The sequence below is a fragment of the Caulobacter sp. ALps2 genome (assembly GCF_058681635.1).
On record NZ_CM178743.1, the window covers coordinates 2,954,951 to 2,971,384 of the forward strand.

Genomic DNA, 16,434 nt, shown 5'->3' on the forward strand with positions numbered 1-16,434 from the left:
GACGCAGAATGAATTACCGTCACGCCTTCCACGCCGGCAACTTCGCCGACCTGCACAAGCACGCGATCCTGTTGGCCATGCTGTCGGCCCTGCAGGGCGAGAGCGCCGCCGTGTCGGTGATCGACACCCATGCGGGCGCGGGCGGGTACGATCTGTCCGGCGAGATGGCGCGTCGCTCGGGCGAGGCCCAGGCGGGGATCTTCCGCCTCAAGGCCGCGACCGATGCGCCGGCGGTGTTCGGTCCGCTGCTGAAAGCGGTGGCCGACATGAACGGAGGGCGCGAAGGCGAACTCTATCCGGGCTCGCCGCTGCTGCTGGCCAAGGGGCTGCGCAAGGCCGATCGTTATGCCGGCTGCGAGCTGCGGCCCGACGACGCCCAACTGCTGCGCGAGACCCTGGCCCCCTATGCCAATGTCCAGGCCTTGGAGGCTGACGGCTACGCCACCGCCGTGCGGCAGGCGGGGAAGGGCGGCCGCGCGTTCGTGGTCATCGATCCGCCGTTCGAGCGGCCTGACGACTACAAGCAGATCGTCGCGACCACGGGCGCCACCCTGGCTCGCGCGCCCGACGCGACCTTCGCGATCTGGCTGCCGCTCAAGGATCTGGAGACCTTCGACGCCTTCCTGCGCGCGATGGAAAGCGTCACGGGCGACCTGCTAGTGGCCGAGCTCCGCCTCCGGCCCCTGACGGATCCCATGAAGATGAATGGCTGCGCGATGGTGATGGTTGGTGCGCCGGCCTCGGTCGACGAGGCGGCGGCGCGGGCCGGCGACTGGATCGCCGCGCACCTGGGCGACAAGGGCGGCCGCTCGCGCGTCTGGCGCACGTGACCAGGAGCCCGCCGACGCTCGCCCAGGCATTGCCGGTCTGGCTGAAGATCGGCCTGCTGGGCTTTGGCGGTCCCGCCGGCCAGATCGCCCTGTTGCATAAAGAGGTGGTTGAGCAGCGCGACTGGATCGATGACGACGAGTTCGCGCGGGCCTTGAGCTTCTGCATGCTGCTGCCTGGTCCCGAGGCCCAGCAACTGGCCACCTGGCTGGGCTGGCGGCTGCACGGCGTCCGCGGCGGCGTCGCGGCGGGCCTGTTGTTCGTGCTGCCGGGCCTGGTCGTGATGCTGGGGCTGTCGGCCTTATATCTCGCGCACGGCCGCTCGGACTGGGCCGGGCCGGTGCTGCTGGGCCTCAAGGCGGCGGTGGTCGCGCTGGTGCTGCGGGCCTTGCTGAAGATCGGCGAGCGCGCGATCAAGGATCGGCTGGCCGCCTTCGTTTGCGGCGCGGCTTTCGTAGCGCTCTCGTTCACCACCGTGCCGTTCCCGCTGGTGATCCTGGCCGCCGGCGTTCTGGGCTGGGCGACGGCCAAGGACGCGGGCCGGCCGGTCCCTGCTGGCAAGTCGCCGAAAGGGCAGGGGAGGGTCGCCCTGACGTGCCTGGCGTTGTGGCTGGCGCCGATCGCCCTGGCCTGGATCGTCGCGCCGGGCTCGACCCTGGCCTGGATGGGGCTGTCGTTCGGCGGCCTTGCCGCGATCAGCTTCGGCGGCGCCTATGCGGCCCTGGCCTATCTCGGCCAAGCCGCGGCGGCGTTCGGCTGGCTGTCGGCCCCGCAGATGCTGGACGGACTTGGTCTGGCCGAGACCACGCCGGGACCGTTGATCCTGGTCTTCGTGTTCGTCGGTTTCGTTGGCGCCTTCCAGACCGCGCCGGTCGAGTGGGCCTGGACGCTGGGCCTGCTGGGAGGGCTGATGGCGGCCTGGACGACTTTCGCCCCATCGTTCCTGTGGATCTTCGCCGGCGGACCATTGTTCGAGCGCTGGGGCCGCGATCCCAAGCCCTCGCGCGCCCTGGCCCTGATCTCGGCCGCTTCGGTCGGGGTGATCGGCCAGCTGGCTTTGTGGTTCGCCATTCACCTGTTCTTCCGTAGCGGCCAGACCATGGAGGTCGCGGGGCTGGCGAAGGTCATGCTGCCGGACCTAGGCAGCATGGACTACGCGGCGGTGGGCCTGACGGTGCTGGCCCTGATGCTGGCCTTCGCCACCCGCCTGCCGATGCTGGCCATGATCGCGGTGCTGGTGGGCGCGGGGGTCCTTCTAAAGGTTATGGGATTCAGTTGACCTAAGGTCAGCATTTTTGCGGTTGCGAACGTGGTTTCCGTGTTATGTTGCAGCGCAATAGATCGCCGGCGCTGGAGCACCTCCCCATGGTTTCGATCTTCTCTTTCCTTCCTGAATTCCAAGCCGACAAGGTCGAGCCCGAGACCGCGCCGCGCTTGGCGGTCGGGGCGGCCTCGCCGCTGTGGTTGATGTTTGGCGGCGCGGCCATGGCTGGCGCGTCCTACTGGTGGTGGGCCAATCGCTGGCGCGAGGCCGTTAACCTCGAAGCCCTGATGGCCCTGGCGCCCGAGCCTGTCGCGCCGCCGGTCGAGAGCGTGGCCGTTCTGGAAGCCACCCCCGCCGCGGAACCCGTCATCGAGGCCGTCTCCTTGGTCGCCGAGGCAACCGAGACGGTTCTCGACGCCGCCCAGGAGATCGTCGAGGCCGCCGCCGAGCCGGTGATCGAGACTGTCGTCGCCGCCAACGAAGACCTCGCGGAGACGGTGGTCGAACCGGTCGAAGCCATCCAGGAGATCGTCGAGGCCGCCGCCGAGCCGGTGATCGAGACTGTCGTCGCCGCCAACGAAGACCTCGCGGAGACGGTGGTCGAACCGGTCGAAGCCATCCAGGAGATCGTCGAGGCCGCCGCCGAGCCGGTGATCGAGACTGTCGTCGCCGCCAACGAAGACCTCGCGGAGACGGTGGTCGAACCGGTCGAAGCCATCGAACCCTTGGTCGCCGAAGCCGTCGAGGCTGTCGCCGAGGCTCCGGTCGAGGTCGCCGAAACTGTCGCCCCGGTGATCGAGAAGGCCGCCGAGACCGCCGAAGCCGCGGTCGACGACCTGACCCGCCTGGTCGGGGTCGGTCCCAAGCTAGCCGCCTCGCTGGCCGAGCTTGGGGTCACGTCGTTCAGCCAGATCGCCGCCTGGACGCCCGACGAGCTGGCCTCCTACGACTCGCTCCTGAACCTTAAGGGCCGCGCCGAACGCGACGCCTGGATCGCCCAGGCCAAGCGGTTGCTTCCCGCCGAGATCTGAAATCTCGAGATCCTGGTTTCGAAAGGCCGCCGAATCGTCGGCGGCCTTTTTCTTGCCGGAAATGGCGACACTTTCCGTGCGCGTAAGGCTTTCAAAAAGCGTCGAAATGCCCGGTCTGGCGCCGGAAGTGCGTGCGCTATGCCACAGTTCGCCCAAATTGCGACAATTCGGCGACGGTGAGATTGCGCGGATTTGACGAAGGGGCTTGGTTGGGCCGAGCGGTGTTTCGTCGCGCCAAGGGGGCTTGGTGGGGGGCGTGCCGCGAGTTCCGCAATCAAGGGCGAAAATCCTCCAATGCTCACCCAACGTAGACATCTTCTGGCCTCGACGATCATCGCCGGGTTGGCGGCCAGCGTCGCGCTGCCCGCCATGGCCCAAACGGCCGCTCCGCTGCAGACCACCGAAGAGGCCGCCAAGGCTTCGGACGCCTCCGAGGTCGAGGCCGTCGTCGTCACCGGTTCGCGCATCAAGCGCAACGAATTCAACAGCCCGGATCCCGTCCAGGTCATCACGGCCGACCAGGGCCGCCTGAAGGGGATCGGCAACACCGCTCAGCTGCTGCAGTCGTCGACGATCGCGTCGGGCTCGCCGCAGATCACGGCCGCCGTCTCCAGCGCCTTCGTCACCGACGGCGGCCCGGGTTCGGAAACCGTCTCGCTGCGCGGCCTCGGCGCCAACCGCACCCTGGTGCTGCTGAACGGCCGTCGCGCCGGTCCGGCCGGCGTGCGCGGCGGCGTCTCGGCGTTCGACCTGAACGTCCTGCCGGTGGCCGCCATCGACCGCGTCGAAATCCTGAAGGACGGCGCCTCGTCGGTCTATGGCTCGGACGCCGTGGCCGGGGTCGTCAACATCATCACCAAGCGCGGCCAGGACGGCTTCACGGTCGACGCCTTCGCCAGCCAGCCGCAAAAGCACGGCGGCCAGGAATTCCGCACCAGCGTCGGCTACGGCAAGACCTTCTCGCGCGGCTTCTTCAACATCACCTACGACTACGCCAAGAAGGCCGAGCAATCGAACGGCCAGCGCGGCTACACCAACTGCGGCCAGCAGTACATCTTCGACGCCAACGGCAAGCGTAAGGACACGATCGACCCGCGCACGGGCCAGACCCAGTGCCGCGATCTGCTGTATGATCAGGTCTGGCTGTATACCTTCCCGGACTTCGACGCGCCGAACGGCAAGCTGCAGTACAACTACGGCAACAACCTGGGCCAGTTCATTCCGCAGTATCCGGCGGGTAACGCGGCCAGCTATCCGGGCCTGCCGGCGAACTGGTTCGTGGTCGGCGACAGCAACGATCCAGCCAACCCCGACATGGGCGTGCTAGACTATAACAGCCCCTACAATCTGGCCAGCTCGCTGACGCCGCGCACCGAGCGCAACACGGTCTTCGCCCAGGCCTCGTTCGACGTCACCGACAATGTCGAGGCCTACGCCGAGGTGCTGCTGAACCGCCGCGCCACCAAGACCAACGGCTATCGCCAGTTCTGGACCTACCTGTATACGGAAGATCTCGGCGACCCCTTCAGCGCCGGCTTCACCGGTGACTTCGTCCTCAGCCCGACGCCGGTCACGCCGTTGGCCCGCGCCGGCCAGAAGGTGGACTATCAGCGCTATGTCGGCGGCCTGCGCGGCGACTTCGGCGCCAACTTCCTGAAGGGCTGGGACTGGGACGTCTTCGCCCAGTACAGCCATAACAAGGGCCTGTACTCGCAGGACGTGATCCTGGCCGACGCCGTCAACAGCGCCGACGGCCGCAGCGACTTCGGTTCGTTCGGCCTGGGCAAGGCCAACTCGATCCCGCGCCCGACCGCCTCGTGCGTCGGCTACAAGACCCCGATCAGCAACCGCAGCTGCGTCGACGTGAACTGGATGTCGGCCGACTTCCTGGCCGGCAAATACACGCCCGAAGAGCAGGCCTTCCTGTTTGACACCGAAACCGGCAAGACCCTTTACAAGCAACTCGCGGTCGAGGGCTCGGTCTCGGGCGACCTGTTCAAGCTGCCGGCCGGCACGGTCGGCGCCGCCTTCGGCGTGGCCTACCGCCGCGACGAGATCAATGACACCCCCGGTCCCATCACTCAGGCTGGCAACATCTGGGGCTCGTCGACCGCGGGGATCACCGCCGGCAAGGACACGACCAAGGAAATCTATGGCGAACTGAGCGTCCCGCTGCTCAAGAACGTGCCGTTCGCCCAGTCCCTGGATCTGTCGCTGTCGGGCCGCTACACCGACGTCGACAGCTACGGCAGCGACGAGACCTACAAGATCGGCCTGAACTGGCAGATCATCCCGTCGGTTCGCCTGCGCGCCACCCGCGGCACTTCGTTCCGCGCTCCGGCGCTGTTCGAGTTGTACAAGAACGCCGAGACCTCGTTCCTGTCGCAGCGTTCGGTCGACCCCTGCATCCGCTGGCAGGCGAACCTGGCGGCCGGCACGCTGTCGCAGCGCGTGGCCGACAACTGCCGCGCCGCCGGCATTCCCGGTACGTATACGGGCGCTGGCGCTTCGGCGACCATCACCTCGGGCGGCGGCGTTGGCGCGCTGGAAGCCGAAACCTCGAAGGCCACGACCTACGGCGTGATCTGGACGCCGAAGTTCGCCGACCTGAAGGTGGCCGTCGACTACTTCGACATCCAGGTGAATGACGAGATCACCCAGCTGGGCGCGGCCCGGATCGTCAACGGCTGCTACCGCTCGCTGAGCTTCCCGACCGACCCGTTGTGCTCGCTGTTCGCGCGCGGCCCGTCGAACCTGATCACCACGGTGACCGACAATTACCTGAACATCGCCAAGCAGGTGAACAAGGGTCTGGACCTGACCGTGAACTACGGCCAGGAGCTGCCCTGGGATGTCCGCATGGACGTCGAGCTGCAGTCGACCTGGCAGTTCAAGGACACCACGGCCCTGTTCGCCGACACCGTTGTCGACAGCAACGGCTTCGTGGGCGATCCGGACTGGACCGGCCAGCTGAACTTCCGCTTCAGCAAGGGCGACTGGACCGCGTACTGGGGCGTGGACATGATCGGCAAGGCTTCGGACGCCGAGGACTATGCCGACAGCAACGCGGCCGGGACGACGTTCTACAAGATCCACACCGAGTTCACGGCCTACCACAGCCTGTCCCTGCAGAAGAAGTTCGAGGACTTCACCCTGCTGGCCGGCGTGGCTAACGTGTTCAACGAAGAACCGCCCCAGGTCACCATGGCTCAGGGCAACTACAACATGGTCGGCCGCTCGGTGCTGGCCTCGCAGTACGACTACATCGGCCGTCGCATGTTCGTGAGCTTCCAAGCGAAGTTCTAAACGTCTGACGCGGGGCGCGATCGCCGAGAGGCGTTTCGCGCCCCGTCGCGTCGGTCTACCCTTCAAGGCGGCGGAGCGATCCGCCGCCTTTTCCTTTTTCGAGTCGCGGGAAAATCTCCGTCGTGAACGCCATCATCCGGGGCAAGCCCGACAATCTCGACGAGACCGGCCAGCGCTTCGAGCGCGCGCGGCTGAACCAGCCGGTCTTCCTCAACAGCGTGCCCAAGGCCGGCACGCACCTGATCCGCAACATCCTGCGGATGTTCGTCGCGCCCGAGCAGCACTGGCCGCGCGAGTACATCCAGCACGCCCTGCTGGGGCGCAGCCGCGACGCCTTCGATCCCAAGGCGCCGATGATCAGCTGGGGCCACATGCTGTTCTCGGACGAGTCCGCCGTGGCCCTGCGCGACGTGCGCCACATCGTGCTGGTCCGCGACCCCTATGACTGGGTGCTGGCGCGGACGCGCTTCTACCTGTCCGACGAGTTCCAGGGGAACCTGAACCACATCAAGGACGGGGGCGCGGCGGTCGAGGACGTCATCATGATGATGATCCTGGGCGCGCATGGCCGCGTGCCGGACCTGCGCGATATCTTCAGCATGAACGCCGTGGCCTGGATGGGCTCCAGCGCCGTGATCGTCCGCTACGAGGACATCATCGCCAACCTCAAGGATCTGGGCTCCAAGCGGGCCGAGGCCTTCTTCCGCCAGCTGCTGGCCGACTGCGGCCTGGACCTGCCCGCCGACTGGCGCGACCGTGTCGAAGCCGGCGCCGACCCGCGCGAAAGCCGCACCGCCCGCGAGAACCTGCAAGTCACGGCCGAGGTGCCCAAGGTGCTGTCCGAGCTCCACAAGCGGGTGGTGGACTTCCACGCGCCGGGGCTGCGGGCGCTGCTGGGGTACGCATGATCAAGATCCTCCCCCCGCCGGGGAGGATTTCCCGCGCTTAACGACGCCGCTCCATCACCACGATTGGAGAACCCTTGTAGGTGGCGTGCGTCGTGATCCTGAACCCCACCTTGGCAGCCAGGGCCAGCGAGGCGGCGTTGTCGGCGTCGATGATGCAAGGCACGACTGGAGGGGCCAGGGTTTCGTCGATCCAGGCCAGGCCAGCCCGGACCGCCTCGGTCCCGAAGCCGTGGCCGTGGGCCCAGGCCGCCAGAACCCAACCCATCTCGGGCAGGTCGTAGAGGCTGGGCGTGAGGTCGCGGCGCAGGTCCGCGAAACCGACCTCGCCGACATAACGACCGGTCGAGGTCTCACGCACGGCCCAGTATCCGAAGCCCAGCACTTCCCACAGGCCGCGAGCACGCATCAAGCGGGTCCAGCTTTCCTCCTCGGTGAAGGCGCGGCCGCCGACGTGGCGGACGACCACCGGGTCGGCCCACATGGCCTTGCTGTCCTCGAAGTCCGACCGCCGCGGCGCGCTGAGAGTCAAGCGGGCGGTGGTCAGGGTCGGGACATTTGAAGTCGGGACGGGCATGACGACTCGAGTTTGCGAAGCGGGCGCGTCGCAAGCTACACCGGCTGGCCGACGGGAGAAGACCATGACCACGCCGACCGACGCCATCGCCGCCCGCCGCAAGCTGACCAACAAGCTCATCGCCGCCAAGGACGCCGCGCGCCTGCGGCCGTTCTTCGACCCGCGCATGACCCTAATCGCCGGCGACGGCTCGCTGCTGCTGGGCGTCGAGGACGTGCTGGCCGCCTTCGCCAGCCAGTTCGCCGACCGAGATTTCATCGCCTATGTCCGCACGACCGAGCGGATCGACCTGGACGCCGATGGCAATCGCGCCGCCGAGCGCGGCCGCTGGGTCGGCTTGTCGAAGGACGCGGCCGAGCAGTCGGGGACCTACCTGGCCACCTGGAAGAAGGTCACCGGCCAGTGGGTGATCGAGAACGAGCTGTTCGTGACGCTTGCCTAGCCAATCATCGCTGGATTTCGGCGCATGACTCGGAATTAATTTCGCCAAACTCGGGCAGGGGGCTTAACCCTTCGCCTCCAATTCGGCTCCTGGGAGGGAAAGCCTTGCTCAATCGTCGCCATATGATGTTCGCCACCGCCGCCGCGGGTTTCGCCGCCACGGGCGGTTCGCCGACCCTGGCCCTGGCCCGCGAGGGTGAAGTCGCCAAGCTGAACGCCCTGTTCGACGACATCATGGCCAAGCAGTTGCGCCAATCGCCCGAGACGGCGACCGGCCTTGGCCTCGACAGCGGCGACCTGGCCTGGACCAAGGACCTGCTGACCGACCGCTCGTTCGCCGCCATCGAGGCCGGCAAGGCCCAGACCGCCCAGCAGCTGGCCGCCCTGCGCGCCATCGACCGCCGCGCCCTGAAGGGCATGGACGCGGCCAATTACGACACCGTCGAGTTCGTGCTGGCCGTCCAGGACGAGGGCAACAAGAAGTTCACGTATGGCGGCGGCGGTTCGGGCGCGCCCTATGTGCTGAGCCAGCTGACCGGCAGCTACCAGCAGATGCCGGACTTCCTGGACACCCAGCACGGCATCGAGACCAAGGCCGACGCCGACGCCTACCTGTCGCGGATGGAGGGCTTCGCTCGCCTGATGGATCAGGAAACCGCCATCGCCAAGCAGGACATGGCCGACGGCGTGATCCCGCCCGACTTCATCATCGACAAGACCCTGGTCCAGATGAAGGCCTTCGCCGACACCCCGACGCCCGACGCGCCGCTGGTCAAGTCGATCGCCCGCCGCACCAAGGAAAAGAACATCGCCGGCGACTGGGCCGGGGAGGCCTCGAAGATCTATGAAGGCTCCGTCCTGCCGGCGCTGAAGCGCCAGATCGCCTTGATGGAAAGCGTCCGCGGCAAGGCCGTGCACGACGCTGGCTGCTGGCGCCTGAAGGACGGCGGCGACTACTACGCCACCTCGCTGAAGAACTACACGACCTCGGACCTGAAGCCCGAAGAGATCCACCAGCTGGGCCTGGATCTGGTCAAGTCGATCAACGCCGAGGCCGACAAGATCTTCAAGAGCATCGGCATGACCAAGGGCACGGTCGGCGAGCGCATGGCCGAGCTGGGCAAGGACATCTACGAGAACACCGACGCGGCCAAGGAACAGCTGATCAAGGACCTGAACGTCAAGGCGGCCTGGATCCAGAAGCAGCTTCCGGCCTATTTCGGCGCGCTACCGAAGGCTCCGCTTGAAATCCGCCGCGTGCCCAAGGCCATCGAGGCCGGCGCGCCGGGGGGCTACTACAACTCGCCTTCGCTGGATGGTAAGCGCCCGGGCATCTACTGGATCAACCTGCGCGACACCAAGGAGCAGGCCAAGTACACCCTGACCACCTTGACGGTGCACGAGGGGGTCCCGGGCCACCACCTGCAGCTGTCGATCTCGAACGAGGCCAAGGGCCTGCCCATGATCCGCAAGATCATCGGCTTCTCTGGCTACACCGAGGGCTGGGCGCTCTATTCCGAGCAACTGGCCGTCGAGATGGGCATCTACAAGACCGACCCGCGCGGCCACATTGGCATGCTGCACGACGCCCTGTTCCGCGCCGTGCGCCTGGTGGTCGACACCGGCATGCACCACAAGAAGTGGAGCCGCGAGCAGGCCGTGAAGTACATGGCCGAGACCATGGGCGACGAGGAAAGCGGCTCGATCACCGAGATCGAACGCTACGTCGTGTGGCCGGGCCAGGCCTGCAGCTACATGATCGGCAAGATCGTCTGGCTGCGCGTCCGCGAAAAGGCCAAGAAGGCGCTCGGCAAGAAGTTCGACATCCGCGAGTTCCACGACGCGGGTCTGCTCTCGGGCATGACCCCGCTGACCACCCTGGAGCGCGTGATCGACGACTACATCGTCAGCAAGGGCGGCAAGGCCTAGTCGTCCATAAAGCCACCGTCATCCCGCGAACAGGTCGCGGGATGACGGTGTATTTCACCGAGACGCGTGAGGCCTATCCCCAGCTGTCCGAAGCGCCCGCGCGGCGCGCCACGGCCTTGGTCGGCGCGCTGGGGCGCAGGGCCGGGGCGGGCCTGTCGGCCGGCTTGCCGTACAGCCAGCCCTGGGCGAAGTCGACGCCCGCGGCGCGGACGATCTCCTCGACCTCGACGGTTTCGACCATCTCGGCCACCGTGCGGATCTTCAGGTCCTTGCACAGCTCGACCAGCCGGCGCACCAGCGCCCCGTCGCGACCGTTGTCGGCCAACTCGCGGACGTAGCGGCCGTCGATCTTCACGATATCCAGCGACAGCTGCTGCAGATAGGCGAACGAGGACGAGCCCGCGCCGAAGTCGTCCAGACACACCAGCGAGCCCATGCCGCGCAGGCTCTGGATGTGCTGGTTGGCGGTGGTCAGGTTGTCGATGGCGCAGGTCTCGGTGATCTCGAAGATCAGCCGACCCTTGGCCTCGTCGTGCTTGGCCAGCAGCCGGCCGACATGGTCGACGAAGGCGTCGTTGCCGATCGTGCGGCCCGAGACGTTCACCGCCAGGCGCAGCTTGCGCTCCTGTTCGTTGGCCAGTTTCTTGACCGCCATCTCCACGATCGCGTGGTCCAGCTCCTCGATCAGGTCGAATTCCTCGGCCATCCGGATCAGGGCGAACGGACTGCCGCCATCCTCGAAACGGACAAGGGCCTCGTGGTGATGGGCCAGGCCCGTCGCCAGCGACACCACCGGCTGGTAGGCCAGGGTGAAGCGGCGCTGGCTGACCGCCACGCCCAGGGCGCCGGCGCGGGCCAGGGTGCGCTTGACCGAGCGGTTCATCGCCTCCGACAGGGTCATCGGCGGCATGTCCTTCAGGCCCTCGCGCAGGAAGTCGTCGAGAGCGTAGCGCAGGGCCCGCATGGCGCGGGCGCCGCCGCCGGCTTCCACCGGCACGACGTGGGCGCTGGCCTCGGCGCTGACCATGCGGGTCAGGCGCTTGACCATGTTCTCGGGCCGGTCGTCGCGCTGGCGCAGAAGAGCGAAACGGTCGGGCGACAGGCGGGTGGCGGCCGAGCCGCCGTGCGACTCGGCGCGGACGGCGCTGGCGACGCGGACGTCCAGGGCCTGGGCCTCGCTGGGCGTCAGGCCCTCGCGCATGGCGCCGAGGCCGGCGAACTCGACCATGGCCAGTTCCAGCTCGAGGCCGGTGACGCGGGCGGCCTCGAACAGGCCCTGGGCGATATCGTCGAACGACTCGCGCGGCTGCAGGCTGTCGGCGGTGAGGGGAGGGCCGGCCGACTGGGCGGCGGTGACCGAGCAGGAGATGCGGCCTTCGTTCTCCGGCAGGGCGCGCAGGATGACCCGGACGCAGAGCTCCTCAGGCCCGGCCAGGCGCAGTACGACAGGGCCGCGGCGGATGCCGTCGTCGGCGCAGCTGATCATGGCCTCCATCAGCGGACGGTCGTCGGCGTGGAACAGGTCGGACCAGGCCTGGCCCATCAAGCCGGCCTCGCTTTTACCCATGACCTTCTGCGCGGCGCCCAACGCCAGGCGCACGCGTCCGCTCTGCAGCTCGACGAGAAGATCGGCGCTGGCGAACGCCAGGCCCAGAAGGCGACGCGGATCGATGGACAAGTCGGCAGTCCCCCCAGAGAACCGGGCCCCCAAAACAGGTGGCCAAGCTGGCATGACGGGACTTAAAGAGCGGTTTCGGCCAGGGGCGGGCGATGTTTTATCCGGTCCGATGGGGTGCGGCATTATGACCTACGACAGAAACGGTCGTTTCTTGACGTGAGAACATCTTGCGAACCTGGAACAAAGCATGTACGCCTTAGTCATGTTCCACAGGTCGTTGGAGCACGGCGCGGGAAGCGCCGATCTGGCGGCCGGAATCATGGGATAGAGGGCGGATCAACATGACAAGTCAGGCGGCATTGAAACTCGTGGGCAAGGAAGAAGGCGACAAGCAGCGCGCTCTGGAAGCGGCGCTCACCCAGATCGACCGGGCATTCGGCAAGGGCTCGGTCATGAAGCTGGGCGAGAAGGGCAAGGTCGAGATGGAATCCGTCTCCACCGGCTCGCTGGGTCTCGACATCGCCCTGGGCATCGGCGGCCTGCCCAAGGGACGCATCATCGAGGTCTATGGTCCGGAAAGCTCGGGTAAGACGACCCTGGCCCTGCATGTGGTGGCCGAGGTCCAGAAGGCCGGCGGCACCGCCGCCTTCGTCGACGCCGAGCACGCGCTGGATCCGTCCTACGCCTTCAAGCTGGGCGTCAATCTCGACAACCTGCTGGTGGCCCAGCCCGACAACGGCGAGCAGGCCCTGGAGATCACCGACACCCTCGTGCGCTCGGGCGCCGTGGACATCGTCGTGATCGACTCCGTGGCGGCCCTGACGCCGAAGGCCGAAATCGAAGGCGAGATGGGCGACAGCCTGCCGGGCCTGCAAGCCCGTCTGATGAGCCAGGCGCTGCGCAAGCTGACCGCCTCGATCAACAAGGCCAACACCATCGTCATCTTCATCAACCAGATCCGTCACAAGATCGGGGTGATGTACGGCAGCCCGGAGACGACCACGGGCGGCAACGCGCTGAAGTTCTACGCCTCGGTGCGTCTGGACATCCGTCGCACGGGTTCGGTGAAGGTCCGTGACGAGATCATCGGCAACAACGTCCGCGTCAAGGTGGTCAAGAACAAGGTGGCCCCGCCGTTCCGCGAGGTCGAGTTCGACATCATGTACGGGGAAGGCATCTCCAAGCTGGGCGAAGTCATCGACCTGGGCGTCAAGGCCGGGATCATCGACAAGGCCGGCTCGTGGTTCTCGTACGGCAGCCAGCGCATCGGCCAGGGCCGCGACAATGTCCGCGAGTTCCTGAAGACCAACCCCGACATCGCCGCTTCCATCGAGGCCGCCGTCCGTAAGTCGTCGCAGAAGATCGAGGAAGAGCTCCTGGTCGGCGGCCCGGAAGAGGGCGACGAGGAATAGGCCTCAAGGTTTCGCGGCCCTCGCCCGACCCCGGGCGTCCCCGCCTTCAACACGCTCGCGGCCGGACCGCCGCGAGGGCCGCGATTGCAGGCCGCCTGGACCCCATGCCAGGCGGCCTCTTCTTTGATCCTCCCCGAAAAGGGGAGATGGCGCGAAGCGCCGGAGGGGAAGAGCAGGGCGGCTCAAACAAACCTCGTCATCCCGCGCTTCATGCGCGGGACCCATCTGTCCGCCGCGGGGCGGTGCGGAGTTGGTCTCTTACGTGGAAGCTGACCCATGGGTCCCGCGAGCAAGTCGCGGGATGACGGCTGGAGGGCTGGTTGAGCAGAACCCAGCCTCCGAACCCGCCCTTTTCCGCTCCAACCTGGGCTCCCATCTGTGGATCGGTTTCCCCTTCGCCAAAAACCGCGCTATGCAGCGCGCGACTCCCGGCCGCTCGCCGGACGCTTAAGACTTGAGACGCTCATGCCCAGCTTGAACGAGATCCGCAGCACCTTCCTCGACTACTTCGGCAAGGCCGATCACGCGGTGACGCCGTCGGCGCCGCTGGTGCCGCAGAACGATCCGACCCTGCTGTTCGTCAATGCCGGCATGGTGCCGTTCAAGAATGTGTTCACCGGCGCCGAGACGCCACCCCATCCGCGCGCGGCCAGCTCGCAGAAGTGCGTCCGCGCCGGCGGCAAGCACAACGACCTGGACAATGTCGGCTACACGGCCCGCCACCACACCTTCTTCGAGATGCTGGGCAACTTCTCGTTCGGCGACTACTTCAAGGAACAGGCCATCCATCACGCCTGGACCCTGCTGACCCGCGACTTCGCCCTGCCGAAGGAAAAGCTGCTGGTCACGGTCTACCACACCGACGACGAAGCGGCCGACCTGTGGAAGAAGATCGCCGGCCTCTCCGACGATCGCATCATCCGCATCCCGACCAGCGACAACTTCTGGTCGATGGGCGACACCGGCCCCTGCGGTCCTTGCTCGGAAATCTTCTTCGATCACGGCGAAGGCATTCCCGGTGGCCCTCCGGGCAGCCCCGATGAGGACGGCGACCGCTTCATCGAGATCTGGAACCTCGTGTTCATGCAGTTCGAGCAGCTGGCCGGCGGCGAGCGTGTCTCGCTGCCCAAGCCCTCGATCGACACCGGCATGGGCCTGGAACGCGTCGCGGCCGTGCTGCAGGGCGTGCACAACAACTACGACGTCGACCTGTTCAAGAGCCTGATCGCGGCTTCGGTCGAACTGACCGGCGTCAAGGCCGAGGGCGACCAGGCTCCGTCGCACCGCGTCATCGCCGATCACCTGCGCTCGTCGTCGTTCCTGCTGGCCGATGGCGTGACGCCGTCCAACGAAGGCCGCGGCTACGTCCTGCGCCGGATCATGCGCCGCGCCATGCGCCACGCCTATCTGCTGGGCGCGCAAGAGCCCCTGATGCACCGCCTGGCCCCGACCCTCGTGGCCGAGATGGGGCAGGCCTATCCGGAGCTGCGCCGCGCCGAGGCCTCGATCGTCGAGACCCTGCGTCAGGAAGAAGAGCGTTTCCGCGTCACCTTGGGCCGCGGCATGGGCCTGCTGGACGAGGCCACCGCCAACCTGACCAGCGGCGGCGTGCTGGACGGCGACACCGCCTTCAAGCTGTACGACACCTACGGCTTCCCGCTGGACCTGACCCAGGACGCCGTGCGCGCCAAGGGCCTGACCGTCGACACCGACGCCTTCGACGCCGCCATGGAAAAGCAGCGCCAGATGGCGCGCGCCAACTGGGCTGGCTCGGGCCAGCAAGCCGGCGCGGCCGCCTGGTTCGCGATCAAGGAAAAGGCTGGGGCCACCGACTTCGTCGGCTATGAGAACACCGAGACCACGGGCGTGGTGAAGGCGCTACTGGTCGACGGCGTCGAGGTGGAAAGCGCCACGGGCGGTACGACGGTCGAGGTGCTGCTGGACCGCACCAGCTTCTATGCCGAGAGCGGCGGCCAGGCCGGCGACACGGGCGTGATCGAAGCCAATGGCCGCGAGAACAAGGTGATCGACACTCAGAAGCAGGCCGGCGAACTATTCGTCCACCGCGTCGAGCTGTCGGGTGATCTGAAGGTCGGCGACCAGGTCGTGGCGTCGGTCGACGCCGAACGCCGCCACACCACGCGCTCCAACCACTCGGCCGCCCACCTGGTGCACGCCGCCCTGCACCATGTGCTGGGCCCGCACGTCGCCCAGAAGGGCCAGATGGTCGACGGCGAGCGCATGCGCTTCGACTTCAGCCACGGCGGTCCGCTGACGGCCGAGGAGCTCGACCGCATCGAGGCCGAGGTCAACGCGGTCATCCGCCAGAACGTCCCCGCCGAGACCAAGGAAATGGCCCCGCAGGAGGCCATCGAGGCCGGCGCCGTGGCCCTGTTCGGCGAGAAGTACGGCGACAGCGTCCGCGTGCTGACCCTGGGCAAGTCGCTGACCGACGAGGCCAAGTCCTATTCGGTCGAGCTGTGCGGCGGCACCCACGTGGCTCGCACCGGCGACATCGCCCTGTTCAAGATCGTCTCGGAGCAGGGCGTCGCCGCCGGCGTGCGCCGCATCGAGGCCCTGACCGGCGAGGCGGCCCGCCGCTTCCTGCTGGACCAGGCGGGCGTGGCCAAGTCGCTGGCCGACCAGTTCAAGACCCCTGTCGCCGAAGTCGGCGCCCGCGTCGACGCCCTGATCGCCGACCGCAAGCGCCTCGAGAAGGAACTGGCCGACGCCAAGAAGCAGCTGGCCCTGGGCGGCGGCGGCGGCTCCGCGGCCGGTCCGGAAGACGTCAACGGCACGGCCCTGATCGCTCGCGTCCTGGACGGCGTCGGCGGCAAGGAGCTGCGCGGCGTCGCCGAGGAGTTCAAGAAGCAACTGACCAATGGCGGCGTCGTGGCTCTGGTCGGCACGTCGGACGGCAAGGCCGCCGTCACCGTGGCCGTGACCGCCGACCTGACGGGCAAGTTCAGCGCCGCCGACCTCGCCAAGGCCGCCGTGATCGCCATGGGCGGCCAGGGCGCGGGCGGCAAGGCCGACTTCGCCCAGGGCGGCGCGCCCGACGACAGCAAGGCCAACGAAGGCCTCGCGGCCGTCAAGGCGGCGCTGGCCGGCTGATCAGGCGGC

The 16,434-nt window shown here is 67.4% G+C and carries 11 protein-coding genes; 9 read left to right on the forward strand and 2 right to left on the reverse strand.

Translation table 11 applies throughout. The features are described 5' to 3' along the window. Positions 1-8 precede the first annotated feature (8 nt). The 5 genes from rlmJ (at position 9) to ACW173_RS14110 (ending at position 7,337) form a co-directional block, all read left to right on the forward strand. Entirely contained in the window at positions 9-830 is an 822-nt protein-coding gene (rlmJ, locus tag ACW173_RS14090) for a 23S rRNA (adenine(2030)-N(6))-methyltransferase RlmJ (RefSeq protein ID WP_492080625.1), read from the forward strand. Then, positions 827-2,107 carry a chromate efflux transporter gene (chrA, locus tag ACW173_RS14095; RefSeq protein ID WP_492080626.1) on the forward strand — a complete coding sequence of 427 codons (1,281 nt, stop codon included), beginning with the start codon at positions 827-829 and terminating at the stop codon, positions 2,105-2,107. The genes rlmJ and chrA overlap by 4 nt, the downstream gene beginning before the upstream one ends. Positions 2,108-2,193: 86 nt before the next feature. Continuing rightward, positions 2,194-3,123, forward strand: coding sequence for a helix-hairpin-helix domain-containing protein (locus ACW173_RS14100; RefSeq protein ID WP_492080627.1), 930 nt, complete (start codon positions 2,194-2,196; stop codon positions 3,121-3,123). A 294-nt stretch (positions 3,124-3,417) separates the two neighbouring features. Then, entirely contained in the window at positions 3,418-6,429 is a 3,012-nt protein-coding gene (locus ACW173_RS14105) for a TonB-dependent receptor plug domain-containing protein (RefSeq protein ID WP_492080628.1), read from the forward strand. A gap of 122 nt (positions 6,430-6,551) precedes the next feature. Continuing rightward, positions 6,552-7,337, forward strand: a complete 786-nt coding sequence (locus tag ACW173_RS14110) for a hypothetical protein (RefSeq protein ID WP_492080629.1) — start codon at positions 6,552-6,554, stop codon at positions 7,335-7,337. 37 nt (positions 7,338-7,374) lie between these two features. Here the strand turns inward: ACW173_RS14110 and ACW173_RS14115 are convergent, their stop codons facing one another. Continuing rightward, a complete protein-coding gene (locus tag ACW173_RS14115) occupies positions 7,375-7,911 on the reverse strand; it encodes a GNAT family N-acetyltransferase (protein WP_492080630.1) in 537 nt (178 codons plus the stop codon). 64 nt (positions 7,912-7,975) lie between these two features. Between ACW173_RS14115 and ACW173_RS14120 the strand changes: the two genes are divergently transcribed. After that, positions 7,976-8,353 carry a nuclear transport factor 2 family protein gene (locus ACW173_RS14120; RefSeq protein ID WP_492080631.1) on the forward strand — a complete coding sequence of 126 codons (378 nt, stop codon included), beginning with the start codon at positions 7,976-7,978 and terminating at the stop codon, positions 8,351-8,353. A gap of 104 nt (positions 8,354-8,457) precedes the next feature. Further along, positions 8,458-10,281 (forward strand): DUF885 domain-containing protein, encoded by a 1,824-nt coding sequence (locus ACW173_RS14125; protein WP_492080632.1) that lies wholly within the window; start codon positions 8,458-8,460, stop codon positions 10,279-10,281. A 73-nt stretch (positions 10,282-10,354) separates the two neighbouring features. Here ACW173_RS14125 and ACW173_RS14130 read toward each other — a convergent pair whose 3' ends face one another. Beyond that, positions 10,355-11,959 (reverse strand): sensor domain-containing phosphodiesterase, encoded by a 1,605-nt coding sequence (locus ACW173_RS14130; RefSeq protein WP_492080633.1) that lies wholly within the window; start codon positions 11,957-11,959, stop codon positions 10,355-10,357. A gap of 281 nt (positions 11,960-12,240) precedes the next feature. Here ACW173_RS14130 and recA point away from each other — a divergent pair, with 281 nt between their 5' ends. Both recA and alaS read left to right on the forward strand, forming a co-directional pair. Continuing rightward, entirely contained in the window at positions 12,241-13,311 is a 1,071-nt protein-coding gene (recA, locus tag ACW173_RS14135; protein ID WP_492080634.1) for a recombinase RecA, read from the forward strand. A 465-nt stretch (positions 13,312-13,776) separates the two neighbouring features. Continuing rightward, the gene (gene alaS / locus ACW173_RS14140) at positions 13,777-16,425 is read left to right on the forward strand and encodes an alanine--tRNA ligase (protein ID WP_492080635.1); all 2,649 of its coding nucleotides are present in this window, start codon (positions 13,777-13,779) and stop codon (positions 16,423-16,425) included. Positions 16,426-16,434: the final 9 nt, after the last annotated feature.